The organism is Actinomadura sp. NPDC000929, from assembly GCF_040492065.1.
GTDB classification, from domain to species: domain Bacteria; phylum Actinomycetota; class Actinomycetes; order Streptosporangiales; family Streptosporangiaceae; genus Spirillospora; species Spirillospora verrucosospora.
In genome coordinates, this window is the sequence record NZ_JBEUPA010000031.1 from 43,918 (window position 1) to 67,117 (window position 23,200).

The following is a 23,200-nucleotide window of genomic DNA, read 5'->3' on the forward strand; positions in this document are numbered from 1 at the left end:
ACAGGGCCCGGCGGGAGGGTCCGAGAGGGGGAAGGTCATGACGGAGACGGTGAGCGGCTCGACGGCGCGGCGCGGCAAGGGGGGCCGCAAAGGGCTGAAGATCGAGCGCATCTTCACCACGCCCGGCGTGCACCCGTACGACGAGATGCGCTGGGAGCGTCGTGACGTCGTCATGACCAACTGGCGCGACGGCTCGGTGAACTTCGAGCAGCGCGGCGTCGAGTTCCCCGACTTCTGGTCGCTGAACGCCGTCAACATCGTCACGTCGAAGTACTTCCGCGGGGCGGTCGGCACGCCGCAGCGGGAGTGGAGCCTGAAGCAGCTCGTCGACCGCGTCGTCCGGATGTACGTGGACACGGGCCTCAAGGAGGGCTACTTCGCCTCCGACGAGGACGCCGAGATCTTCGACCACGAGCTGAAGTACGCGCTGGTCCACCAGATGTTCAGCTTCAACTCCCCCGTGTGGTTCAACGTCGGCACCAAGTCCCCGCAGCAGGTCTCGGCGTGCTTCATCCTGTCCGTGGACGACACGATGGAGTCGATCCTGGACTGGTACAAGGAAGAGGGCGTGATCTTCAAGGGCGGCTCGGGCGCCGGCCTGAACCTCTCCCGCATCCGCTCCAGCCGGGAGCTGCTGTCCTCGGGCGGGACGGCCAGCGGCCCGGTGTCGTTCATGCGCGGCGCCGACGCGTCCGCCGGGACGATCAAGTCGGGCGGTGCGACCCGCCGGGCCGCGAAGATGGTCGTGCTGGACGTCGACCACCCCGACATCGGGGAGTTCATCGAGACCAAGGCGCGCGAGGAGGACAAGATCCGCGCGCTGCGGGACGCCGGGTTCGACATGGACCTCGGCGGCAAGGACATCGGCAGCGTCCAGTACCAGAACGCCAACAACTCCGTCCGGGTGTCGGACGAGTTCATGCACGCCGTGGAGTCGGACGGCGAGTTCGCGCTGCGCGCCCGGATGACCGGCGAGGTCGTCGAGACGATCAAGGCCAAGGAGCTGTTCCGGCTGATGGCCAAGGCGGCGTGGGAGTGCGCCGACCCGGGCATCCAGTACGACGACACGATCAACGACTGGCACACCAACCCCGAGACCGGGCGGATCACCGCGTCCAACCCCTGCTCGGAGTACATGAGCCTGGACAACTCGTCCTGCAACCTCGCGAGCATCAACCTGCTCAAGTTCCTCACCCCCGAGGACGCCTTCGACGTCGCCAGGTTCGTCAAGCTCACCGAGCTGATCATCACGGCGATGGACATCTCCATCACGTTCGCCGACTTCCCGACGGAGAAGATCGCGCAGACGACCCGCGACTACCGGCAGCTCGGCATCGGCTACGCCAACCTGGGCGCGCTGCTGATGGCGACCGGGCACGCCTACGACTCCGAGGGCGGACGTTCCCTCGCGGCGGCGATCACGTCGCTGATGACGGGCGTCGCCTACCGGCGCTCGGCCGAGATCGCGGGCGTCGTCGGGCCGTACGCGGGCTACGCGCGCAACGCCGAGGGCCACAAGCGCGTCATGCGCAAGCACGCCGCCGCCAACGACGACGTCCGCACGCTGGACGCGATGGGCAAGGCGATCCACGCCGCCGCGGCCAAGCAGTGGACCGACTGCCTGAAGGCCGGCGAGAAGAACGGCTACCGCAACGCGCAGGCCAGCCTGCTCGCCCCCACCGGGACGATCGGCCTGATGATGGACTGCGACACCACCGGCATCGAGCCGGACCTCGCGCTGATGAAGTTCAAGAAGCTCGTCGGCGGCGGGTCCATGCAGATCGTCAACCACACGGTGCCGCGCGCCCTGAAGCAGCTCGGCTACCAGCAGGAGCAGATCGAGGCGATCGTCGAGTACATCTCCGAGCACGGCCACGTCGTGGACGCGCCCGGGCTGCGCCCCGAGCACTACGAGGTGTTCGACTGCGCGATGGGCGAGCGGGCGATCAGCCCGATGGGGCACGTCCGGATGATGGCGGCCGTCCAGCCGTTCCTGTCCGGCGCGATCTCCAAGACCGTCAACATGCCGGAGCAGGCCACCATCGAGGACATCGAGAAGGTGTACTTCGAGGGCTGGCGGCTCGGCCTGAAGGCCCTGGCGATCTACCGCGACAACTGCAAGGTCGGCCAGCCGCTGTCCGTCGCGGGCAAGAAGGAGGAGCCGAAGGCGGCGGCGCCCGCCGAGACGGCGCCGCGTCCCGTCCGCCGGCGCCTGCCGAAGCAGCGTCCCGCGACCGTGACCCGCTTCTCCGTGGCGGGCGCCGAGGGCTACATGACCGCCTCGTCCTACCCGGACGACGGCGTCGGCGAGGTCTTCCTCAAGCTCGGCAAGCAGGGTTCCACGCTCGCCGGCGTGATGGACGCCTTCTCCATGGCGATCTCCATCAGCCTCCAGTACGGCGTCCCGCTGGAGACGTGGGTGGAGAAGTTCACCAACATGCGGTTCGAGCCGGCGGGCATGACCGACGACCCGGACATCCGCATGGCGACCTCGGTGATGGACTACATCTTCCGCCGCCTGGCGCTGGACCACCTCCCGTACGAGGAGCGCGCCGGCCTCGGCATCTTCACCGCCGAGGAGCGCGCGATGCAGGCCAACGGCGAGGACCCCGCCGCCCTGCACGTCGAGGAGGAGGTCGACCGCGAGTCCCTGGCGCAGTCCGCCGAGATCGCCCGGCCTGCGGCGCCCGCCCCGGCCGCGGGCGGCGAGGCGCGCTCGTCCATGGAGGTCATCGAGAGCCGCCAGGGCCGCACGGCCGACGCGCCGCTCTGCCTCACCTGCGGCACCAAGATGCGCCCGGCGGGCAGCTGCTACGTCTGCGAGGGCTGCGGCTCCACCAGCGGCTGCAGCTGATCTCGGCTGTGTAGTGCCTGGTCAGAGCGGGGTATCGGCGATGAGCCGGTACCCCGCTCTCCCTTTCGCGTGAGCGTTCGTTGCGTTGAGTGCGACTCGGCATTCGACCTGCGGCCTGTCGTGACCGGCCTTTGCCAGGGCCAGAGGCGAAGCTTCGACGGGGTTATGCGACCGCCATCAGATGGGCTCCTCGCCAGGCAGGGGTTCGCGCGTGGGGGCTTGGCGGGTCTTCATGGTCAGGGCCAGCAGGATGGTGCAGGCGGTGAAAACCGCTCCTACGGTGAAGGCCGTGGTCGCCCCCTTGGTGAAGACGTGGTGGCCTGTTCCGTCTGCCGTGCGGGTGGCGGCACCGAACGCGGTGACGAGGATGGCCAGCCCCAGTGCGCCGCCGATCTGCTGCATGACGTTGAGAAGGCCGGAGGCGGCGCCGGCGTCCTCCGCGCGTACGCCCGAGGTCAGCACGGTGGTGATCCCGACCAGCAGGGTGCCCATGCCGAGGCCGGCGATGAGTGTCGGGCCGAGCAGCGATCCCGCGTAGTCGGCCGACGGTGTGAGCCGGGCCAGCCAGAGAAGGCCGACGGTGATGGCCGCGGCACCGGAGGCGGTGAGCGTCTTCGCGCCGAGGCGGGGCAGCAGCCGAGCGGAAGCGTTGGAGGAGACGAGGATCAAGAGGGTCAGCGGCACGAACGCGAGGCCGGCCTTCAACGGGTCGTAGCCGCGGATCTGCTGCAGGAACTGGGTGAGGAAGAAGAACATGCCGTTGCCCGCGGCCATGACGAACAGCAGGCCGAGGTAGCCGGTGGCCCGGTTGCGGTCGGCGAACAGCCGCAGCGGAGTGATCGGCTGCCGGGCACGGGCCTCGACGGCCACGAACAGCGCGAGCAGGATGACGGCCGCGCCGAGCGCGCCGAGGGCGAGCGGGTCGCCGAAGTCCTGTTCGGCGGCGCGGATGAAGCCGAAGACGAGTGCGGTCACGCCCAGGGTCGAGGTCAGCGAGCCGGCGAGATCGAAGTGTCCTGGACGGCGGTCGGTCTTGGGAATGAACAGCGGGGCCGAGATGAGCAGGACGGCGCCGACCGGCACGTTGATGAACAGGACCCAGCGCCAGGAGATCCAGTCGGTGAGCATTCCGCCGGCGATCAGACCGAGCGCGGCGCCGGAGCCGGAAACGGCCGCGTAGGCGCCGAGCGCCCGCCCTCGCGCGGCCTGGTCGGGGAAGCCGATAGTGATCAGGCCGAGCACGGTCGGTGCGGCGACGGCGGCGCCGATCCCCTGCCCGGCGCGGGCGGCGAGCAGCATCCCGGCCGACGTCGACAGCCCCCCGGCTAGTGAGGCGACGGTGAACACGGCGACTCCGCCGATGAGCGCCCGCCGCTGGCCGAAGACGTCGCCGACGCGTCCGCCGAGCAGGAGCAGCCCGCCGAACGCCAGCATGTAGGCGTTCAGCACCCACGACAGATCGGCGGGGGAGAACCCCACGTCTCGCTGGATGTGGGGCAGGGCGATGTTCACCACGCTGGTGTCGAGGATGAACATCGTCTGACAGATCAGCACGATCGCCAGCACGAGGCCCGGTCGGCGCCGCGGTCCGGGCGGATCGGGCACACGGGCGGCCCCCGTCGTCGGCGCGGGCAGGATCTCTTCGGTCATGGTGCTCCTCGCTGCGGCGATGAGAGTTAAACGAGGAGGCTCCTCGATTCAAGTCCGGTACGATATGAGGAGGTTCCTCGTTTAGCAACCGGCGGAGGGTTCATGGCGAATGGGCGGGCGACCGGGCGGGCGCCGCGCAAGGACGCGCAGCGCAACTACGACCGGCTGCTGACGGCGGCGCGGGCGGCGTTCACCGAGCAGGGCGTCGGCGCGTCTTTGAACGACATCGCGCGCAGAGCCGGCGTCGGGAACGTGACCCTCTACCGGCACTTCCCGAACCGCCAGGCGCTTCTGGAGGCACTACTGGGTGAGAGCCTGCGCGGGCTGCGCGTGCGCTCGGACGCACTGCTCACCGCCGCTATGCCTGGCGACGCACTGGTCGAGTGGTTCGAGGCCGCGGTGGAGCATGCGATGACCTATCGCGGCCTGGTCGACGCCCTCGTTGACAGCCTCGCCGATCCGGAATCGGACTTGCACGCCAGTTGCCAGGCCATGAAAGCGGGTGGGGCGCAACTGTTGGCGCGCGCTCAGGAGGCCGGAGCAGTCCGGCCGGACGTCAACGCCTCCGCGCTGTTCTCGCTCGTCGCGGCGGTCGCCTGGGCCGTGGAACGAGGACCTGAGGACCGTGAGCAGATCCTGGCCGTCTTCTTCGACGGACTTCGCTCCGGTGAGGGCCCCGTACGTGGTGACGGCGGCGCTTGAGACAGAGATTCGGGCGGGAATACCGCACCCTTCGAACAAGCGCACTGCTCTAGTGCACGAGCACACGAGACGGGCCGCGACCAGGTGGAACTGCGGGAGACTAGGATCGGATCATGCCTTTGACGGGGACGGACGTCGACCGGTTCGAGCTGGCGAGGCCCCGCCTGGAGGCCATCGCCTACCGTCTGCTCGGTTCGGCGGACGAGGCGCAGGACGTCGTGCAGGAGACGTTCCTGCGCTGGCAGGCCGCCGACGTCGCCCACATCGAGGTCCCCGAGGCCTGGCTGACGAAGGTGCTCACCAACCTGTGCCTGAACCAGCTCACCTCCGCGCGGGCGCGCCGCGAGACCTACGTGGGCCGATGGCTCCCCGAGCCGCTGCTCGCGGGGGACGTGATGCTCGGGCCCGCCGACACGGCCGAGCAGCGCGAATCGGTGTCGTACGCGGTCCTCACCCTCATGGAGCGCCTGACCCCCAACGAGCGGGCCGTCTACGTGCTGCGGGAGGCCTTCGACTACCCGCACCGGGAGATCGCCGAGATCCTCGACATCACCGAGGCCGCCAGCCAGCAGATCTTTCACCGCGCGAAGAAGCATGTCGCGCACGGGAAGGCCCGCGGCGCGATCGACGAGGCGGCCGCCCATCGGATCGTCGAGGAGTTCCTCGCGGCCGCCACCAGCGGGCGGACGGATGAGCTCGTGCGCCTGCTCACCAAGGACGCCGTCTCCGTCGGCGACGGCGGAGGGAAGGTCCCGGCGCGCACCAAGGCGTTCGAGGGAGCCGTCGCGGTCGCGACGTTCGTGCGGGCGCTCTTCAAGCCCGCGGAGGCCAAACGCGCCATCGTCGGCGGCTCGTCCGAGATCTACGCCTGGGTCGCCAATGGCGAGCCCGCCGTTGTGGCCGTCGTGGACGGCCGGGTCGTCGCCGTCATGTGCCTGGAGGTGACGGCCGAGGGCATCACCGCCTGCCGCACTCAGGCGAACCCCGACAAGCTCGAACGCGCGACCGCGCAATGGGCGGCGGCCGAGCATGGGGAGCCCCTGCTCACGGTGTGACGTAGGACACGTTCGACTTCTGTCAGCAATCGGCGGGCCATCCGGTTCAAGTGGCGAACCCGGACCGGAGAGCAAGGGAGCCGACGATGAGAGTACTGGTGGCAGGAGCGACCGGAGCGATGGGCAAGGAGCTCGTGCCTCGTCTGGTCGAAGCGGGGCACGAGGTGTTCGCCATGGTCCGCGGCGAAGCCGGCAAGGCCGGGGCGGCGCGGCTGGGCGCGGTACCGGTCATCGCCGACGCGCTCGACCGCTCCCAGGTCGAGGCGGCCGTGCGCGAAGCGGCCCCGGAGGTGATCGTCAACCAGTTGACCGCCATCGGGCACATCGACACCCGCCATTTCGAACGCAGCTTCGCCGCGACCGACCGGCTGCGGATCGAGGGCAACGACAATCTGCTCGCCGCCGCCCGCGCCACCGGGGTACGGCGCTTCGTCGCCCAGAGCAACGGCGCGTTCACCTACGATCGGACCGGCGGGCGGGTCAAGAGCGAGCACGACCCCTTGGACCGCTCACCGGTCGCGCAGATGGCCTCGATGATCGCCGCGGTCGGGCACCTGGAGAAGGCCGTGCTGAGTGCCGACTGGACCGAGGGCATCGTGCTGCGCTACGGCGCGTTCTACGGACCCGGCACCTCCATGGCGCCGGGTTCCGAGCAGCTGGAGATGATCCGCAAGCGCAAGTTCCCGGTAGTCGGCGACGGCGGCGGCGTGTGGTCGTTCGTCCACATCGCCGACGCCGCCGAGGCCACGGTCGCGGCGGTGGAGAACGGCGGCCGCGGTGTCTACAACATCGTGGACGACGACCCCGCCCCGGTCGCCGAATGGCTGCCGGAGCTGGCGGCGATGCTGGGCGCCAAGAAGCCGCTGCGCGTGCCGCGGTTCATCGGACGGCTGGCAGCCGGAGAGGCCGGAGTCGTGCTCATGACCGAACTGCGTGGCGCGTCCAACGCCAAGGCCAAGCGCGAACTGGGCTGGAACCCGGCGCACCCCAGCTGGCGTCAGGGCCTCCAGGTCAAGGCATGAGTTGGTGATCGCCGCCCCGCCCTCCACGAGCGGGCGGAGCAGCCGGTGCTCACGGAGCGAGGGACCGGCTTCGGTCGGTCCCTTCGCCTGGCTCAGGTCGGTGTGCCGGTGTCGTCGGCGGGCCGCTTGGTCGGCTGGGTGGACGAGGCGCGGCGGCGCTGGGACGGCTTGCGGCGTCCGGCCACCAGCACGTCGTCGGGGTCGTCGGCGGGCTTGTCCGGCTTCTCGGACGGGTCCGGGGCGGGAGCCGCGGGCGCTTTGGGGGAGCGGCGCGGCTTCTTCGCGGGCTTCGTCTCGGCCTGCCGCAGCGACTCCACGAAGCTCGCCGCGTCCTCCTCGTCCTCGTCGCCCTGACCGGGGCGGTGGAAGCGCTTCGCGACGATCCACTGGTCGAGGGTCAGGCGGCCTCCGCCGCCCGCCGCGAACAGCAGGCCGGCCATGCCCAGCGCGAGGACCAGCTCGTATCCGTTCTGGACGGTCTTGCCGTCCACCAGGAACAGGCCCTGGTCCGCGTGGACGAAGACGAACGCGCCGGCCATGTCGATGAAGAGGAGGGCCCCGGCGATCGGCAGGCCGAGCCCGACGATCAGCGCGGCCCCGCCGAGGAGCTCGACGAACGCGGAGTAGACGGCCGCGGCGGTCGGCAGCGGCACGCCGAGGGCGTCGAAGGAGCGGCCCGTCGCGGTGACCCCCGCCTCGATCTTCTGCCAGCCGTGTGCCATGAAGACGATGCCCACGCCCAGCCGCGCCAGGACGGCGGCGACGTCGTACAGCGGACGAGTGCGCATGCCAGCGGCTCCTTCGGCGCGGGGGGACGGGCCCTGGTTGACGGAGAGTATGACGGCCCCGGGGCGGATATCGCGAACATCGCAGGTGAACGGACCGCTCAGGTTTCGATGGAGGCGCGGACGAGGGCCGCGGCGACGGTTCCGCAAACGTGCTCCAGGGTCTCGACGCCGTCCCGCAGGGTGGAGTCGCGTTCGGAGAGAGCGGCGAGCAGGAAGGTGCGGCCCGCGATGGCGACGATTCCGATGCTGTTGACCGTCCAGGCGCCGCCGTGCCTTTCGCGGGGCAGCCAGCCGTTCTTCACCTCGGCGCCGGTCCCCGCCGCGCTGACTCCCCATGCCTGCTCTGGCGCCACGTCCCCCATCAGGCGGCGGACGTAGCGGCGGCTCGCGGAACTCAGCGGGCTGTCCGCCGAGGTGAGGGCGGTCAGCAGCCGGATCTGGTCGGCGGCGCTCGTCGTCGTCGACCCCCAGGAGCCGCCGGGACCGGGCTCGGTGTCGCGCAGGCCGAGCTTCCTGTTGGCGGAGGCCAGACCGCCCGCGCCGCCGACGGAACGCCACAACGCGCTGGCGGCGTCGTTGTCGCTGACCTTGATGGCCCGCTCGGCGAGGGCCTTCTCGCTGGACGTGAGCGCACGCCGCTCGTGCTGAGCCCGGAGAAGCAGCGCCATGACGATGTCGACCTTGACGATGCTGGCCGTCGCCGTGCGCAGGCCGTCGCCGTAGGAGTACGAGAGGCCGGTGGACGCCTCGCGCACCGAGATCGACAGATCGCCGGTCCTGCCGTCCAGGTACCGGCGGAGCGCGCGGGTGAGTTCGTCGCGCTGCGATCGGGTGAGGGTGGGCGTCGTCGGATGCCGCCTCTGGGCCGGGGCCGTCGGGGTCGTCGGGGCCATCGTAGGGACGGCGGGGGGCTCGTAGACGAACGCCGTCGAACCGGCCACGAGGGTCGCGGTCGCGGCGAGCACCGCGGCGGCGAGGAGCACGGCCCGTCTCATCGACGCCGTCCTGCGTCGGGATCCATGATCGGGAGTGTCGGGAGCGGGCTGTTACCCCTGCGTTAACACTTGAGACGGCGTAATAGGTGCGGCACATGAGTTACGTCGTGGTGAGAACATGTACGCATGATGGGTTCTCGTCAGCTGGAGTACTTCAGGGCGGTGGCGCGTGAGCTGCACTTCACGCGTGCGGCGGAGACGTTGCAGATCGCGCAGCCCGCCCTGTCCCAGCAGATCCGCAAGCTGGAGCGGCAGCTCGGCATCACCCTGTTCGAGCGCAACAACCACAGGGTCGAGCTGACACCGGCCGGGTCGGCGCTCCTGGAGCACGCCGAGCGGATCCTGTCCGACATCGCGGCGGTCGAGGACGAGATGCGCGGCTGGGCGGAGGGGACGCGGGGCCGGATCCGCCTCGGCGGGGCCCGCGGCCTGACGGCCCGGCTCGCGCGCCTGCTGGCGGAGTTCTCCGGGGAGTTCCCGGCGGTCGACGTGGAACTTCGGGAGATGAACACCGAGGAGATGGTCGCGGGCCTCGGCGGAGGACGCCTCGACGCGGCGACCGTCGTCCGGATGCCGCCGCAGGAGGAAGGGCGGCGGCTGGAGTCCCTCCCCCTCGGCGAGGAGCCGCTCGTCCTCATCACTTCGGAGTCGGCGCCGCTCGCGGGCCGGTACAGAGTGCCCGTCGCCGCGCTGGACGGTGTCGACCTGGTCTGCTACTCGCCGGGCTCGGTGATCCGCGAGATCGTCCTGTCCGCCCTGGCGGCCGCCGGCGCGACGGCGCGCATCCGGTTCGAGACGCGGGAGTACAGCACGGCCAGGGCGATGGCGAGCGTGGGACTCGCCGCGGCCGTCGTCCCCCGCTCGGTCGCCGAGGAGCCGGGCCAGCCGGTGAGCGTCGTGCGGCTTGAGCCCGAACCGACCTGGGCGCCGTCCCTCGCCTGGCCCGCCGGACGCCGTCCGAGTCCCGCGCTGGCCGCGTTCATCGACTTCGCGGCGCGCCGTCCGGACCTCGCCTCGATCGGACCGTGACCGCAGACCGTCGGGGAACCGGAGCGGCATGGCGAGACGTCCGCGACGCGGGCGGCCGATCCGAGGGTAATAAGGCTGAGATCTGACGGTCAGCTTTGCTAGGTCTTGGACATCTTGCCGCTATCGGCACGAGCATGGAGGCGTCCCACAGAACGCGGACTTCTACAGAGGAGCAGGACATGAACCGTGGCGAGCGCGGACGGCGCGAATATGAAGGGTTGATGGGGCGCAGGCCCGAAGAGGCGCTCGGTGAGGTGCTCCAGACGTCCCCGCAGATGTTCGAGGCCGTGGTGGAGGGGGCGTTCGGCGGGGCGCTGGCCCGGCCCGAACTGGGCCGCCGGGCGCGCGAGCTGGCCTCCGTCGCCATCATCGCGGCCCTGGGCGGCGCCGACCGCCGCCTCGCCATCCATGTGCGGGGAGCGTTGCGGCAGGGCGTCGAACCGTCCGAACTGCTGGCCCTGTGCGAGCACGTCTCGGTTTACGCGGGCTTCCCTCGCGCGCTCGACGCGCTCGCCGTCGTCAACGGCGTTCTGGAAGAGCAGGGCATGGACAAGCCGCCGCGCATGCATCGCATCGCGCTCGCCGACCATGAGACCGTCGTCGCGCAGAAGGGCGACCGCGGACCGGCCGTGATCCTCTCGCACTCCCTGGGCGTGGACTGGCGCATGTGGGAGCCCGTCATGGAGCGGCTGGCGGACGGCCGGCGGGTCTTCGCCTACGACTTCCGCGGACACGGCGGCGCATCCGGGGCGCCCCGCCCGTTCACCATGGACGACCTCGCCGCGGACCTGCTCGGCGTCCTCGACGCCTTCGACGTGGACCGGGCGCACGTCGTCGGCCTGTCGATGGGCGGCGGCATCGCGCAGACCGCCGCCGTCCGCGCACCCGAACGCGTCGCGTCGCTGGCCCTGCTCGCCACCACCGACCACGCCTTCGACGCCTTCGAGGACCGAGCCCGGTCCGGTGAGGCCGACGGCATGGAAGCGCAGATCGTCCCCACCCTGACGCGCTGGTTCACGCCCGCCGCGCTCGCCACCGACCCCTGGGGCGTCCGGTACGCGCGGGAGCGCATCCGGCGCTTCGACTCCGCCGACTGGGCCGCGGCCTGGCGGGCCTTCAAGGGCCTGGACGTCCAGGGCCGGCTGGCAGGGAAGGACTTCCCGACCCTGGTGCTCGCGGGAGAACTGGACGCCTCGACGACCCCGGAGATCATGTCGGGCATCGCCGGGCGCATCCCGGGCTCGACCTACCGGGAGCTTCCCGGCACGCCGCACATGCAGACCCTCGAACGTCCCGACCTGGTCGCCGAAGCCCTCGACGAGTTCCTTCCCGCCGATCGCTAGGGCCGCCGCCCTCCCTCCCCCGGGTGAGGCGAACGCCCCGCGCGGGGGAGGGGCGCCCGCCCGGCGGGCGGCAGGCTTCGATCATGACGGGAATGTCCGGAGTGATCGGGACGAGATGGGCGGCGGCGCGACGGCTCGGCGGGTACGGCGCCGCCGCGTCGCTGTCGCTTTATCTGGCGGTCAAGGTCGTGTGGGTAGCGGCCGCGGCGTTCGGCCAGTTTCCGGCGCATTTCGGCGGCGCGGACTGGATCGTGCTCAACGTGGTGACGGTCGGCATGTCCGCGACCGGGATCGCGCTGGGGCTCGTCCTGGCGCGGGGCATGCGGTGGCGGATCCCGGCCGCGCCCCTGGTCTTCCTCACCTGGGTGGGCGGCGGCTTCCTGATCCCCCTCATGCCCTACAGCATGGTCAGTGCCCTCCTGGGCGGCGGTGGGGAGGAAACCGGCGGCGACGCGGCGCCCTCGTGGGAGATGACTTTCATCGGCATCGGATTCACCGGCATGGCCATCGGTCTCGCCATCGCGCTCCCCATCTACATGCGGGAACGATGGCCGACCGCCTTCCTGGGACGCCTCTCCGACCGCAACCGGACCGCCGTCGGACGCGCGCGCACGGCCGCCGTGCTCACCGCCGTGCCGGCCGCATTCTGGACGCTGTGGTCGGCGGGTGCGGAACTCGGCCTCGACCCCGCGCACCGCGACCTCGTCGACGTGAACACCCGCCTCCTCCTGGGCGACTCGGCCCTGTGGGCGCTCCTCGGCGTCTGGAGCGTCCTGGCCGTCAGCTCCGCACGCCCGAACATGCCCGCATGGCTGCCGACGGCCATCGGCTTCACCGCGTCCGGCTCCCTTTTCGCCTGGGGCGGCTGGAAACTCGCGGTCGCGGTCTTTCGCCCGGGCGGCTACACGTCCGCCGAGTATCCGATCGCGGCCATCGCCCTCAACGGCCTCGCCGCCGCAGGAGGCCTGCTGATGCTGAGCACCCTCCTGGCCTCCCTCCGCGCCTCCGCAGCGCCGCCCGCCAACGCGCCGCCCGCCAACGCGCAGGTCGGCAACGCGCAGGTCGGCAACGCGCAGGTCGCCAACGCGCAGGTCGCCAACGCGCGGACCGGCAACATGCGGACCGGCAACGTGCAGTCCGGCAACGTGCAGACCGGCAACGTGCAGACCGGCAACGTGCAGTCCGGCAACGTGCAGTCCGGCAACGTGCAGACCGGCAACGCGCAGGCCGGCGAGGGCTGAGAGCGGCGCGCGGTCGTTCAGCGAGTCCGGCCCCTCGGCTTCAGAGGCGTCGCGGGCATGGCGGGGGCCGGGATCGGGGAGCCGTCGTAGCCGCGCACGCTGCCGAAGCGGTCGCCTCCCATCCAGTCGTCGCGGGCGCGGGCTATCTCCTCACCCGTCCGGGCGACGAAGTTCCACCACATGACGAGCTTCTCCTCGAACGGTTCGCCGCCGAGCAGCACGAGCCCGCTCGCCACGTCGGCCCTCAGGGGCAGCTCGCGGCGGCCGGATCCCAGGTACAGCATCGACCCGGGGTCCACGCGCATGCCGTCGACCTCCGTGACGCCGGACATCGTGAGCACGGCGTACTCGAAGTCCGGTTCCACGGGCAGGCGCACGTCCGCGCCGTCCGCCAGGGCGATGTCCGCCCCGACGATGGGCGTGAAGACGGTGCCGGGCGACGCGGCCCCGTCCAGCTCCCCGAGGATCACGGTGGCGCCGAACCCCGGACCGTCGACGACGGGCAGGTCGGCGTGATGCTCGAAGGCCGGGTCGGTGTCCCTGTCCGAATCGGGCAGCGCCACCCACAGCTGGGCCCCGTGCAGGACGGGGCCGTGCCCGCGCGGCGACTCCTCCGAGTGCGAGATCGCCCGACCGGACGTCATCAGCCCGAGCTCCTTCGGCCGGACGGTCTGCAGACTGCCCAGGCTGTCGCGGTGGAGCACCTCGCCGCCGTGCAGCCAGCTCACCGTCTGCAGGCCGATGTGCGGATGCGGCGGCACCTGCATCCCCGGCTCGTCGGCGATGTCGTCCGGTCCGTAGTGGTCGACGAAGCACCAGGCGCCGACCATCCGGCGGCCCAGGCTGGGCAGCAGCCGCCGCACGACCGTGCTCTCGCCGAGCGGCACCCGCCGGGGCGGCAGCAGCTCATGGACCGGCCCTCCCGGGACGTCCTCCCGCCCTCCGCACTCGACCGGCTTCGGCTTGACGTCAAGATTGCTCACCAGACCACCCTCCCCGCAACGCCGCCATTCAACAACGCCCCCGCCCCGCCCATCGAACCGACCTGCCAGGAAGCGCGTCACCGCACCGGTGCGCGAGTTGTTCCGAGGTTCTCGGGAGCGGGTGTCGTGGCGAGGTGGTGGTTCCTTATGTGAGGGAGGGCGGGGGCGTCTTCGGCGGGGGGTGCGGGGCGGGGAAGGGCGGGGCCCAGGGTTCGTTGTCGATCTCCAGTGTGTTGATCAGTTGGCCGATGGTGCGGTACCAGCCGGCGAGCACCAGGATCTCGAGCAGTTGAGGCTCCTCGTAGTGCTCGGCGAGGGCGGTCCAGGTCCGGTCGGATATGCGGGCCGAGTCGTGGAGTTCGTCGGCCGCGCCCATCAGGAGGCGCTCCTTCGGCGACCAGGGGGCGCCGTCGCCGGACACGGTCGCCCGGAGGTGCTCCCGGCCGAGCCCGGCGGCCTCGCCGAACGCCGCGGCGTGGACGCCCCACTCGTACTCGCAGCCGGTGCGGGCGCAGGTCCGGTCGATGATGATCTCCCGGTCGCGGGCGGGCAGGCGGCCGTGGGCGAGCAGGCCGGCGCCGAGCACGCGCATGCGGGACGCCAGTTCGGGGTTCCGGTACAGGACGCGGAACAGCACCAGAGGGTCGTGGGCGACGTCCGGCGGCATCCATCTGGCCAGGGCGGCGGCGACTTCGGGGGTGTACGGGGGATCGAGCGGCGCGATGCGGGGCACGGCGACCTCCGGAGTGCTTCGATTTTAGAAGCAGTCTGGTGCTTCGGAAAAAGAAACGCAAGGGAGCGTGCGGAGGACGTCGAGGCGGCCGCCGGGGCCCCGGGCCGGCAGCGGCCGCAGGACGGATCGCGGTGTCAGCCGGGCCCTTCGTCGAGCGCGGCGGCCCATCGGTCGGACCATCGCGACAGCGGGCGGAGAGCCTCCCGGGCGTCGCGGCCCAGCTCGGTCAGGGCGTAGAGGTTCTCGGGCGTCTGGCGGACGAGGCCCGCGTCGATCAGTTCGAGGAGCCGCTGCCGCAGGACGCTGGAGGACATGGCGTCGCAGCGCTGCTGGAGGGAGCGGAAGCCGAGGGGCTGGTCCTGGAGTTCCCAGACGATGCGCAGGGTCCAGCGGCGGCCGAACAGGTCGAGGGCCGCCATCAGCGGGCGGCCCCCGGACGAGCCGCGCACCGGCCTTCCCGGTTTCGGCATGCCCCCTCCTGTGGTCGGGTTCCCGGAACACTAGCCGCAGTGGCCGCCCGCCGCCGCGCCGTCGTCGCGCACGCGGCGGAATCCGGTGCGGGTCCGCGGGGTTCAGGTCTACGTGATGCACGGTGAGTACAAGGTCCCCGGCGGCAAGCTGGTCGTCGCCGACGTCGACGTCGTGGACGGGGTGCTGCGCGGCCCGAGGATCAGCGGCGACTTCTTCCTGGAACCGGACGACGCCCTCGAAACGATCAATGCGGCCCTGGACGGGCTGCCGGCCGGGCTCGACGCCCGGGCGCTCGGGGCCCGCGTCCAGGCGGCCCTTCCGCGGGACACCGTGATGCTCGGCATCACCGCCGAGGCCGTGGGGATCGCGGTGCGGCGGGCCGTCGCGCGCGCGTCCGACTGGCGCGAGCACGACTGGCGGCTCGTCCATGAGCCGCCGCAGGACCCGGCGCTGCACATGGCCCTCGACCAGGTTCTCGCCGAGGAGGTCGGCGCGGGACGGCGCCCGCCGACGCTGCGGGTGTGGGAGTGGGCGTCGCCGGCGGTGGTCATCGGCAGCTTCCAGTCGCTGCGCAACGAGGTCGACGCCGCGGAGGCCGAGCGGCACGGCGTGGAGGTGGTCCGCCGGATCAGCGGCGGCGGCGCGATGTTCATCGAGCCGGGCAACACCATCACCTACTCGCTCTACGCCCCGGAGAGCCTGGTGGCGGGGATGTCCTTCGCCGAGAGCTACGCCTTCCTCGACGACTGGGTGCTGGGCGCGCTGGGCGAGCTCGGGATCAGGGCCTGGTACCAGCCGCTGAACGACATCACCTCCGACCACGGCAAGATCGCCGGGGCCGCGCAGAAGCGGCTGGCCGCCGGCGCCGTGCTGCACCACGTGACCATGGCCTACGACATCGACGCCGACAAGATGCTGAAGGTCCTCCGCATCGGCCGGGAGAAGATCTCCGACAAGGGCATCGCCAGCGCGGTCAAGCGCGTGGACCCGCTCCGCCGCCAGACCGGCCTGCCCCGCGAAGAGATCATCGATCGCATGATCGCCCATTTCCGCGGCCGGTACGGCCTCACCGACGACCGCGTGACCGACGACGAGCGGCGCCTCGCCGACAAGTACGTGACCGGCAAGTTCGCCACCCCCGACTGGACCGCCCGAGTCCCCTGACACTCCGACGCCTCTCACGACATCGTTCCTTTCTGGTGCGGTCAGGCGGGTTGGGTGTGAGTGCAGGGGGAGGATTCTTGGACGGGGTGCCGCTGCTCGCGCCCGGCGGCTCGTTGGGGGTGGGCTATGAGGCGCCAGGCCCCCAGGGCCGCGGCGAGGTAGGCGGCTCCGACCAGTGAGAACGCGATGGCCGCGCTGGCCGTCCAGTCGGTGGACGTGCCCAGTACGGCGCCGATGACCGCTACGCCGATGAGCGTGCCTATCTGGCGTCCCGTGTTGAGGACGGAGCCCGCGACGCCGCCGTTGCCCGGGCCCGCGGCGTCGACCATGACCGCCGTCATGGCGGGGGAGACGATGCCGCCCGCGATGCCGGTCGTCGCCAGGGCCGCCGCGGTCGTCCAGTAGGGGCCCGACGGGGTGAGCGCGGTCAGGGCGAACGCCGCTGCGGCCGCCAGGACGAGGGAGGCGGTCAGCAGAAGGCCGGTCGCGATGCGGGCGGACAGGTGCGCGAACGCCAGATTGCTCAGCGGCAGGAAGACCGTCATCGGGAGGACCATCAGGCCCGCCCGGATCGGGCCGGCGCCCGTGCCGTGCTGGAAGTACAGGCCGACCAGGAAGAGCGTCCCGAAGAAGGCGGCGTTGAAGAGGAAGCCCACGGTGTTGGCGCCGGTGAAGCGCGGGTCGCGGAAAAGCGCCCACGGCATCACGGTGGCGGGGGCGCGGCGTTCCCGCAGCAGGAGGAGGGCGGTGGCGCCCGGCACCAGGGCGATCGCGGCGAGGACCGGGAGGGAGGTCCAGCCGCGGTGCGGTCCCTCGATCAGCACGAAGCTCAGGGCGCCGAGGCCGGCGGCCAGCGCGGCGTGGCCGGGGAGGGCGAGCGGGCCGGGACGGCCGGGGACGGGGGCGATGTGGCGGCGGGCCAGCGCCATGCCCGCGATCGCGAGCGGCAGGTTGAGCAGGAAGATGCTGCGCCAGCCGAGCGTGCCCACCAGGACGCCGCCGAGCGTCGGGCCGAGCGCGATCGAGGACGACACGATCGCCGACCAGAGGCCGAGCACGCGCGTGCGGCGCCGCGGGTCGGGGAAGGCCTCGACCAGCAGGGCGAGCGAGCTCGGCATGAACAGCGCGGCGCCCGCGCCCTGGACGAGCCGTGCCGCGATGAGGACCTCGATCGCGGGGGCGAGCGCGGCGGCCAGCGAGGCGGCGAGGAACACCGCCATGCCCGCCAGGTAGACGCGCCGGGCCCCGAGCCTGCCGGCGAGGCCGCCCGCCAGCATCAGCAGGGCCGCGAACGTCAGCACGTAGCCGTCGACGGCCCAGGTCAGGCGGCTCAGCGGAGCATGGAGGCGCTCCTGCACGGTCGCCCCCGCTATCTGCATGACCGTGGCGTCCACGCTCGCCATCACGAAGCCCGCGGCGAGCGCGGTGATCTTCATGGCGGGGGAGCCTCCGTGTCCGGATGCCATGACCAGTCCCTTCGTCAAGCGGACGGGTCGCGTCCGCTTCCGGAGAAGCTAGCGCAACCGGACGCGAGCTGTCCACTTAAATCGGACCGGAAGCGTCCGCTTGTGGCTAGAATCCGATTCATGAGCGGTACCAGGAGCGCGGTGGACCGGCTGCTGGACGACGGCACGGGCCGCCGCCCGCGGGCCGACGCCCGGCGCAACGTGGAGCGTCTCGTCGCGGCGGCGCGCGAGGCGACCGGCGAGATCGGCGGAGAGGTCACGGCCCACGAGATCGCGCGCCGCGCCGGGGTGGGCGTCGGGACGTTCTACCGGCGCGTCAGCACCCTGGAGACGCTGCTCGAGGCGGTCCTCGCCGAGGTGCTCGGTGAGATCGTCGCCAAGGGCGACGAGGGCCTCGCCGATCCCGACCCCTGGGAGGGCTTCTGCGACTTCGCGGCGTCCTACACCCGGCTTCGAAACGAACTGTGCGACATCAACTACGCGCTGGGCGGTGGCATCGACCACGCGCGCGCGGAACTGCGCGAGCGCATCCGCCTTCTGGTGGAGCGGGCGCAGGGCGCCGGCGCCATGCGCGCCGACATCACGTGGCAGGACGTCGCGTTCCTGCTGGTGTCCGTGTCCACCGGCGACCACACGGTGGGCCTGCAAGCGGGTGACCAGCAGTGGGACCGCAATCTGCGGATCGTCCTGGACGGTCTGCGCACGCCCGAGCCCGCGCCGCTGCCGGGGGCGCCGCCCACCGACTCGTCCGGGTGAGGCCGCGCGAGCGAAACGGAACTCCCCCGCGGCGCCGAGCGTCCTCCTCTCATGGCGAGTCGCGGGGCCGGGCGGCTGCCCGTAGGTTGGTGACAGTCGGTCGATGACGAGGAGCGTTCATGTCGATGCAGAAGGGCGCCAACACGGCGGTTCCGGTTCCTTCGGTGCGGGTCGAGCTTGGCTGGCAGGGCGGCCCCGGCGTGCCCGACGCGGACGCCTCTGCGCTCCTGCTGGCGGAGACCGGCCGGGTCCGGTCGGACGACGACTTCGTCTTCTACAACCAGCCCGTGCACGGGTCGGGCGCCGTCAGGCACGAGGGCAAGCAGCAGGGGCCGACCGTCCGTGACGTCCTGGCGGTCGACCTGAACAGGGTCGAGCCCGCCGTCGATAAGATCGTCATCGCCGCGTCCTCCGACGGAGGGACGTTCTCCAAGTTCCAGGGGCTCTACGTGCGCGTGCTGGACGCCGCGGGCGGGGCCGAGGTCGCCCGGTTCGAAAGCCCGGGCGCCACCACCGAGACCGCGTTCGTCCTCGGCGAGCTCTACCGCAGGCAGGGCGCGTGGAAGTTCCGTGCGATCGGCCAGGGATACGACTCCGGGCTCGCCGGGCTGGCCACCGACTTCGGCATCAGCGTCGACGACCCCGGCCAGGCGGCGCCTCCCGCGCCCCCGCAGCCGCAGGCTCCGCCGCCCGCCCCTCCGCAGCCGCAGCAGCCCGCGCCGCAGGAGCAGTACGCGCCTCCCGGCGGGCAGTACGTGCCGCCGCCGCCCGGCGGCCAGTACACGCCTCCGCCGCCGCCTGCCGGCGGGCAGTACGCGCCCCCGCCCGGGCAGTATCCGCCGCCGCCCGGTCAGTACGCGCCCCCGCCGCCGCCCGGCCAGTACCAGCCGCCCGGGGAGCAGTACGCCCCGCCCGCCGGCCAGTACCCGCCGCCTGGCCAGTACGCGCCGCCGCCCCCCGCCGGGGCCACGCCTCCCGCCGGGGCCACGCCGCCGCAACAGCAGGGCGGCAAGATCTCTCTGACGAAGAACGCGCCGTCGGTGTCGCTGACCAAGCACGGGGCGACGGGCGGCCACATGCGCGTCAACCTCAACTGGACGGCGCGCGAGGGCGCGGCCAAGGGGCTCCTCGGCAAGCGCCGCCGCGGCGTCGACCTCGACCTGGACCTGTGCTGCCTCTGGGAGCTGAAGGACGGCCGGAAGGGCATCATCCACGCCCTCGGCGACATGGGCGCGCTCGACCGCCCGCCCTACATCAAGCTCGACAAGGACGACCGCACCGGCGCGATCGAGACGGGGGAGAACCTCCATATCAACCTCGACCACACGGCGGAGTTCAAGCGGATCCTGGTGTTCGCCGAGATCTACGAAGGCGCCGACGACTTCCGGGGCATGGACGCGGTCGCCACGCTGTTCCCGGTGGGCGCGCCGCCGATCGAGATGCACATGAACGACTGCATGGACGCATCCCGTGACGCGGTTCTGGCGCTCATCGAGAACGTGAACGGGGAACTGGTCGTCCGCCGTGAGGGCCGGTACGTCCTGCCGCCGCCCGGCCGTCCGCGCTGGGGCAAGATGACGGTCGACCAGGCGTACGGCTGGAACCTGGAGTGGGTCGCCTCGCGCGGCAAGGACTGAGCACCCCACGACGCGCGGAGTGCCGGAACGGGCCCGGGAACGTTGGCTGATGCTGCCGATTGTCCCGGGCCCGGGGCCGACGGTAGGAACGGTCACATGAGCACCCAGCCGCAGTACCCCGTCGTGCCTGCGCCTCGTTTCGACGTCGCGCCCGAGCAGTCGGTCGAGCGCGTCCAGACGTTCGCCGACACGATGACGCTGCGCCGCACCGTCCGGGACTTCTCCGACCGTCCGGTGCCGCGCGCCGTCATCGAGCACGCGATCCGGGCCGCGGCGACGGCGCCCAGCGGGGCCAACCTGCAGCCGTGGCGTTTCGTGGTGGTGACCGACCCGGAGCGCAAGAGGCGCCTCCGGGACGCCGCCGAGCGGGAGGAGCGGGAGTTCTACGAGCAGCGCGCCTCTCAGGAGTGGCTGGACGCGCTGGCTCCGCTCGGCACCGACTGGCGCAAGCCGTTCCTTGAGGACGCCCCCGCGGTCATCATCGTCTTCGAAGTCCACAAAGGCCCTGAGACGCCGCGACCGTACTACGTAAAGGAGTCGGTCGGCATCGCCGTGGGGTTTCTCCTGGCCGGCCTCCACCAGGCGGGCCTGGCGACCCTCACGCACACGCCGAGCCCCATGCGCTTCCTGAACGAGGTGTGCGACCGTCCGCGGGAAGAACGCGCCTACGTCGTGATACCCGTCGGCTACCCGGCGGACGACGCGATGGTGCCCGACATCACCCGCAAGCACATGGACGAGGTCGTCGTCTGGACGTGACGCGTGCGCGCCTCGCCTACGCGGCCTTCAGGTGCTCGGCCAGCTTCTTGTCCCGGGCCACCCTGACAAGCGCCGCGGTGAGCCGGGCCAGGTCCTTCTCCGGCACCTGCGAGGCGAGCTTCTCGGCGTCGCTGGGCAGTCCCAGGCGTTCGGCGCCCTTCTTCACCTGGTCGTCGACGTAGGGGCGGAGCCACGGCCAGATGGCCTGCGCCTCGCGGCAGAAGATGTCCACTCCGGTGGGGCCGATGCCGGGGAACTCCCGCAGCAGTTCCGCGGCCTTCTCGGGGTCGCGTCCGGCTTCGATGGCGAGCCGCCGCAGATCGCCCTTGTACCTGTCCTCGACGATCTGCGCCACGTCGCCCAGGCGGGACGCGGTGCTCTCGTCGTAGCGGACATAGTGGCCCCTGCCGAGCGCGTCGACGCGCTCCTGCCAGGTGAGCCGGCCCATGCCGCGTGCCGTGCCGCCTCCCGCCTCGAACAGCTCGCGGGCGGCGGCGAGGGCGATGTCCGAGGAGATGCGGGCGCTCAGCAGGTTGGCCAGGACGAGCAGCTTGAACAGCGCGGCCGGCTGGTCCTTCAGGGTTATGCCGGCCTCCTCGGCGAACGTCCCGCCGGATTCCCGCAGCAGCTTCTTGACGACGGTGTCCATGGCATCCACCTCCCGTGTCTGCCGCTCTACCCGGGCCGTCGGGGATGACTCATGCACGCGCGCGAGAGGGCTCACAGGGATCACAGCAGGCTGAGCTGCCCTTCGCCGGCGAGCGGATCGCGGTGCTTCTTCATGTGCCGCCAGCGTGGGAGGTCGTCCAGGTACGACCACGACAGCCTGTGGTGCGGCGTGGGCCCATGCTCCTCCAACGCCTTCTGATGGACGGGGGAGGGATACCCGGCACTGTCGGCGAACCCGTAGCCGGGGAACTCGCCGTCCAGATCCGCCATGAGACGGTCTCGATAGACCTTGGCCAGGACGGACGCGGCCGCTACGGTGACCGATCTCTGGTCGGCCTTGATTTCGCACCGGACGCGCCAAGGACGGCTGAGGAAATCGTGCTTGCCGTCGAGGATGACCACATCTGGCTGGACGGGCAGCGATTCCAACGCGCGGATGGCGGCGCGCCTCAGAGCGGCGGTCATGCCCAGCTCGTCGATCTCTTCTGGGCTGGACGCGCCAATGGCGTGCCCGGCCAGCCAGTCAGGGAGGATTTCTGCGAATGCCTCGCGATGCGCATGCGTGAGGAGCTTGGAATCGGTCAGCGCGACCGTCTTCTTCCCGCGCCCAGGCAGGACGGGTGGCGGGCTCGCCTCCGTCACCGCCGCGCACACCACGACGGGCCCCGCCCACGCGCCTCGTCCGACCTCGTCCACTCCCGCGATCACGACCGGGCGGCCGCTTCCGGACGGCGCGGCCCGCAGCTCCTCTTCGATCTCGTAACCTGCGGCGCGCGCCGCGCTCGGGGCTGCGGCGGGAGAGGGGACCAGCCCGGGAAGGGCGCCGGTGGGGTCGGTCAAGGGGTCTCCTTAGAGCGGGAACGGACTGCGCCACCGATCGTAGGGGCGCGCCGTCCCGCGCGCCCGAAAGCGGAAGCAGAGCAGAACATCGACTTCTGGACAGGACGAATGTCCTGCTCCCAGGCGCGGCGTGGGCTCTGCTTCGCACCAGGCAGGGGTCGATGTAAGTCAACGAACAGGGCGCGGGTAGTCCCGTTCCGGGCGGTCCTGCGCTTTACTCGCTCTTGATGGCTTTGTTCGGCAGGTCTCGCTCCCGCCCGGCGAAGAACGCCGCGGCGCGGGATCTTTTCGAGCGCCTGAGATGGCGCTACTTCCAGGTCGCTCCCGGGCTGAGGTTTCTGGGGGCGGTCCTGCTGATCGCGCTTGTGCTGGTGGCGACGGTCCTCCTGGACGGGCCGATCCTCAGCGCGGCAGCGTTCACGGTGATCCTGCTGGTCGTCGTTCATCTGACACTGCGCTCGCCAACGGGCATGGCCGTCGTCACGGTGATTCTGGCCTGGCTGGCGCTGTCGGTGCCTTTGGGCAGGCTCTACCCGGACGATGGGCACCCGCCCTATCTGAACCCGTCGCTGCTTCTCGCCCTGCTCGCCGTGCCCGTCGCATTCATCGCCTTCCGCCTGCGCGGATACGCGCCGTGGAGCACGACGCTTCTGGGGTTGGCCGCCGCGGGTGTGGCGACCGCGGCGTGCGCTCACCCGCTGCCGCAGGCCAGCGTTACGCCAGGGTGGCTCGCGGCACTGGCCGTTCTCGCCTACCGCTGGGACCGGGCAAGGCGAGCCGTTCCGGCGGAGGCTTACGAAACGGGCTGGGTGCAGGAGCAGGCGAGCCCGAAGGGGGACGCCATGGCAGGGCCGCGCAAGAACTCCTCTGGTCCGGAGAAGCGGGAGCGGACGGACAAGCCGAGCAGGCCCGACCGGCGCGGTTCCGGCGAGGACGGGGGCGCCGCCATGTTCGGGGTGGGCGCCGCGCTCGTCGCGATCGGCGGCGTCATCGCCCTGGCCGTCGACATCATGACCGACGTCGTCGTCGACGAGCCCCGGGCG

At 71.5% G+C, this 23,200-nt stretch carries 20 protein-coding genes and 1 pseudogene; 12 read left to right on the top strand and 9 right to left on the bottom strand.

Going from position 1 to position 23,200, the window contains the following annotated elements; translation table 11 throughout:
• The first annotated feature begins 37 nt into the window (after positions 1 to 37).
• A complete protein-coding gene (locus ABWI04_RS14465) occupies positions 38 to 2,854 on the top strand; it encodes a vitamin B12-dependent ribonucleotide reductase (protein WP_345183129.1) in 2,817 nt (938 codons plus the stop codon).
• A gap of 177 nt (positions 2,855 to 3,031) precedes the next feature.
• Here the strand turns inward: ABWI04_RS14465 and ABWI04_RS14470 are convergent, their stop codons facing one another.
• Positions 3,032 to 4,504, bottom strand: coding sequence for an MFS transporter (locus tag ABWI04_RS14470; RefSeq protein WP_353832697.1), 1,473 nt, complete (start codon positions 4,502 to 4,504; stop codon positions 3,032 to 3,034).
• A 102-nt stretch (positions 4,505 to 4,606) separates the two neighbouring features.
• Here ABWI04_RS14470 and ABWI04_RS14475 point away from each other — a divergent pair, with 102 nt between their 5' ends.
• From ABWI04_RS14475 to ABWI04_RS14485, 3 genes are all read left to right on the top strand, one after another.
• Entirely contained in the window at positions 4,607 to 5,206 is a 600-nt protein-coding gene (locus tag ABWI04_RS14475; protein ID WP_353832698.1) for a TetR/AcrR family transcriptional regulator, read from the top strand.
• Between the two features lie 113 nt (positions 5,207 to 5,319).
• On the top strand, positions 5,320 to 6,261 hold the full coding sequence (sigJ, locus tag ABWI04_RS14480) for an RNA polymerase sigma factor SigJ (protein WP_345183122.1): 942 nt from the start codon (positions 5,320 to 5,322) through the stop codon (positions 6,259 to 6,261).
• Positions 6,262 to 6,347: 86 nt separating this feature from the next.
• The gene (locus tag ABWI04_RS14485; protein WP_345183119.1) at positions 6,348 to 7,283 is read left to right on the top strand and encodes an NAD-dependent epimerase/dehydratase family protein; all 936 of its coding nucleotides are present in this window, start codon (positions 6,348 to 6,350) and stop codon (positions 7,281 to 7,283) included.
• A 92-nt stretch (positions 7,284 to 7,375) separates the two neighbouring features.
• On the opposite strand, the gene ABWI04_RS14490 is transcribed toward ABWI04_RS14485, so the two are convergent.
• Both ABWI04_RS14490 and ABWI04_RS14495 read right to left on the bottom strand, forming a co-directional pair.
• The gene (locus tag ABWI04_RS14490; protein WP_353832699.1) at positions 7,376 to 8,071 is read right to left on the bottom strand and encodes a DoxX family protein; all 696 of its coding nucleotides are present in this window, start codon (positions 8,069 to 8,071) and stop codon (positions 7,376 to 7,378) included.
• Between the two features lie 98 nt (positions 8,072 to 8,169).
• Positions 8,170 to 9,066 (bottom strand): serine hydrolase, encoded by an 897-nt coding sequence (locus ABWI04_RS14495; protein WP_353832700.1) that lies wholly within the window; start codon positions 9,064 to 9,066, stop codon positions 8,170 to 8,172.
• A gap of 126 nt (positions 9,067 to 9,192) precedes the next feature.
• Here ABWI04_RS14495 and ABWI04_RS14500 point away from each other — a divergent pair, with 126 nt between their 5' ends.
• The 3 genes from ABWI04_RS14500 to ABWI04_RS14510 all read left to right on the top strand — a co-directional run bounded on the left by ABWI04_RS14500 (position 9,193) and on the right by ABWI04_RS14510 (position 12,679).
• Positions 9,193 to 10,095, top strand: coding sequence for a LysR family transcriptional regulator (locus ABWI04_RS14500; RefSeq protein ID WP_345183113.1), 903 nt, complete (start codon positions 9,193 to 9,195; stop codon positions 10,093 to 10,095).
• A gap of 179 nt (positions 10,096 to 10,274) precedes the next feature.
• Complete coding sequence (locus ABWI04_RS14505) at positions 10,275 to 11,438, top strand: alpha/beta hydrolase (RefSeq protein ID WP_353832701.1); 1,164 nt, start codon at positions 10,275 to 10,277, stop codon at positions 11,436 to 11,438.
• Positions 11,439 to 11,530: 92 nt separating this feature from the next.
• On the top strand, positions 11,531 to 12,679 hold the full coding sequence (locus ABWI04_RS14510; RefSeq protein ID WP_353832702.1) for a hypothetical protein: 1,149 nt from the start codon (positions 11,531 to 11,533) through the stop codon (positions 12,677 to 12,679).
• 17 nt (positions 12,680 to 12,696) lie between these two features.
• Here ABWI04_RS14510 and ABWI04_RS14515 read toward each other — a convergent pair whose 3' ends face one another.
• The 3 genes from ABWI04_RS14515 to ABWI04_RS14525 form a co-directional block, all read right to left on the bottom strand.
• Positions 12,697 to 13,662: a pirin family protein gene (locus ABWI04_RS14515; RefSeq protein ID WP_345183107.1), complete on the bottom strand. Its 966-nt coding sequence runs from the start codon at positions 13,660 to 13,662 to the stop codon at positions 12,697 to 12,699.
• 145 nt (positions 13,663 to 13,807) lie between these two features.
• Positions 13,808 to 14,395, bottom strand: a complete 588-nt coding sequence (locus ABWI04_RS14520; RefSeq protein WP_345183105.1) for a carboxymuconolactone decarboxylase family protein — start codon at positions 14,393 to 14,395, stop codon at positions 13,808 to 13,810.
• Positions 14,396 to 14,529: 134 nt separating this feature from the next.
• A complete protein-coding gene (locus ABWI04_RS14525) occupies positions 14,530 to 14,865 on the bottom strand; it encodes a winged helix-turn-helix transcriptional regulator (protein ID WP_345183103.1) in 336 nt (111 codons plus the stop codon).
• Between the two features lie 115 nt (positions 14,866 to 14,980).
• Here ABWI04_RS14525 and lplAB point away from each other — a divergent pair, with 115 nt between their 5' ends.
• Positions 14,981 to 16,030, top strand: coding sequence for a lipoate-protein ligase LplAB (gene lplAB, locus ABWI04_RS14530; protein WP_345183101.1), 1,050 nt, complete (start codon positions 14,981 to 14,983; stop codon positions 16,028 to 16,030).
• Between the two features lie 41 nt (positions 16,031 to 16,071).
• Here the strand turns inward: lplAB and ABWI04_RS14535 are convergent, their stop codons facing one another.
• Positions 16,072 to 17,496, bottom strand: a complete 1,425-nt coding sequence (locus tag ABWI04_RS14535; protein ID WP_345183099.1) for an MFS transporter — start codon at positions 17,494 to 17,496, stop codon at positions 16,072 to 16,074.
• 120 nt (positions 17,497 to 17,616) lie between these two features.
• Here ABWI04_RS14535 and ABWI04_RS14540 point away from each other — a divergent pair, with 120 nt between their 5' ends.
• From ABWI04_RS14540 to ABWI04_RS14550, 3 genes are all read left to right on the top strand, one after another.
• Positions 17,617 to 18,252, top strand: a complete 636-nt coding sequence (locus ABWI04_RS14540) for a TetR/AcrR family transcriptional regulator (protein WP_345183097.1) — start codon at positions 17,617 to 17,619, stop codon at positions 18,250 to 18,252.
• Between the two features lie 119 nt (positions 18,253 to 18,371).
• Positions 18,372 to 19,889, top strand: coding sequence for a TerD family protein (locus ABWI04_RS14545; RefSeq protein ID WP_345183095.1), 1,518 nt, complete (start codon positions 18,372 to 18,374; stop codon positions 19,887 to 19,889).
• Positions 19,890 to 19,985: 96 nt separating this feature from the next.
• Positions 19,986 to 20,648 (top strand): nitroreductase family protein, encoded by a 663-nt coding sequence (locus tag ABWI04_RS14550; RefSeq protein ID WP_345183092.1) that lies wholly within the window; start codon positions 19,986 to 19,988, stop codon positions 20,646 to 20,648.
• 16 nt (positions 20,649 to 20,664) lie between these two features.
• Here the strand turns inward: ABWI04_RS14550 and ABWI04_RS14555 are convergent, their stop codons facing one another.
• Positions 20,665 to 21,297 carry an HhH-GDP family DNA glycosylase gene (locus ABWI04_RS14555; RefSeq protein ID WP_345183090.1) on the bottom strand — a complete coding sequence of 211 codons (633 nt, stop codon included), beginning with the start codon at positions 21,295 to 21,297 and terminating at the stop codon, positions 20,665 to 20,667.
• A gap of 80 nt (positions 21,298 to 21,377) precedes the next feature.
• Positions 21,378 to 22,127: a ribonuclease HII gene (gene rnhB / locus ABWI04_RS14560; RefSeq protein ID WP_353832705.1), complete on the bottom strand. Its 750-nt coding sequence runs from the start codon at positions 22,125 to 22,127 to the stop codon at positions 21,378 to 21,380.
• A gap of 257 nt (positions 22,128 to 22,384) precedes the next feature.
• Between rnhB and ABWI04_RS14565 the strand changes: the two are divergent.
• Positions 22,385 to 23,200: pseudogene (locus ABWI04_RS14565) on the top strand (AAA family ATPase); the annotation flags it as partial.

Excerpts from the sequence above, each read along its gene's own strand:
- ABWI04_RS14525 (WP_345183103.1), bottom strand. The coding sequence starts at position 14,865 with ATGCCGAAACCGGGAAGGCCGGTGCGCGGCTCGTCCGGGGGCCGCCCG.
- ABWI04_RS14540 (WP_345183097.1), top strand. The coding sequence starts at position 17,617 with ATGAGCGGTACCAGGAGCGCGGTGGACCGGCTGCTGGACGACGGCACG.
- ABWI04_RS14465 (WP_345183129.1), top strand. The coding sequence starts at position 38 with ATGACGGAGACGGTGAGCGGCTCGACGGCGCGGCGCGGCAAGGGGGGC.
- ABWI04_RS14500 (WP_345183113.1), top strand. The coding sequence starts at position 9,193 with ATGATGGGTTCTCGTCAGCTGGAGTACTTCAGGGCGGTGGCGCGTGAG.
- ABWI04_RS14485 (WP_345183119.1), top strand. The coding sequence starts at position 6,348 with ATGAGAGTACTGGTGGCAGGAGCGACCGGAGCGATGGGCAAGGAGCTC.
- ABWI04_RS14550 (WP_345183092.1), top strand. The coding sequence starts at position 19,986 with ATGAGCACCCAGCCGCAGTACCCCGTCGTGCCTGCGCCTCGTTTCGAC.
- lplAB (WP_345183101.1), top strand. The coding sequence starts at position 14,981 with ATGCACGGTGAGTACAAGGTCCCCGGCGGCAAGCTGGTCGTCGCCGAC.
- sigJ (WP_345183122.1), top strand. The coding sequence starts at position 5,320 with ATGCCTTTGACGGGGACGGACGTCGACCGGTTCGAGCTGGCGAGGCCC.
- ABWI04_RS14510 (WP_353832702.1), top strand. The coding sequence starts at position 11,531 with ATGTCCGGAGTGATCGGGACGAGATGGGCGGCGGCGCGACGGCTCGGC.
- ABWI04_RS14555 (WP_345183090.1), bottom strand. The coding sequence starts at position 21,297 with ATGGACACCGTCGTCAAGAAGCTGCTGCGGGAATCCGGCGGGACGTTC.
- ABWI04_RS14470 (WP_353832697.1), bottom strand. The coding sequence starts at position 4,504 with ATGACCGAAGAGATCCTGCCCGCGCCGACGACGGGGGCCGCCCGTGTG.
- ABWI04_RS14545 (WP_345183095.1), top strand. The coding sequence starts at position 18,372 with ATGTCGATGCAGAAGGGCGCCAACACGGCGGTTCCGGTTCCTTCGGTG.
- ABWI04_RS14535 (WP_345183099.1), bottom strand. The coding sequence starts at position 17,496 with ATGGCATCCGGACACGGAGGCTCCCCCGCCATGAAGATCACCGCGCTC.
- ABWI04_RS14505 (WP_353832701.1), top strand. The coding sequence starts at position 10,275 with ATGAACCGTGGCGAGCGCGGACGGCGCGAATATGAAGGGTTGATGGGG.
- ABWI04_RS14475 (WP_353832698.1), top strand. The coding sequence starts at position 4,607 with ATGGCGAATGGGCGGGCGACCGGGCGGGCGCCGCGCAAGGACGCGCAG.
- ABWI04_RS14490 (WP_353832699.1), bottom strand. The coding sequence starts at position 8,071 with ATGCGCACTCGTCCGCTGTACGACGTCGCCGCCGTCCTGGCGCGGCTG.
- ABWI04_RS14495 (WP_353832700.1), bottom strand. The coding sequence starts at position 9,066 with ATGAGACGGGCCGTGCTCCTCGCCGCCGCGGTGCTCGCCGCGACCGCG.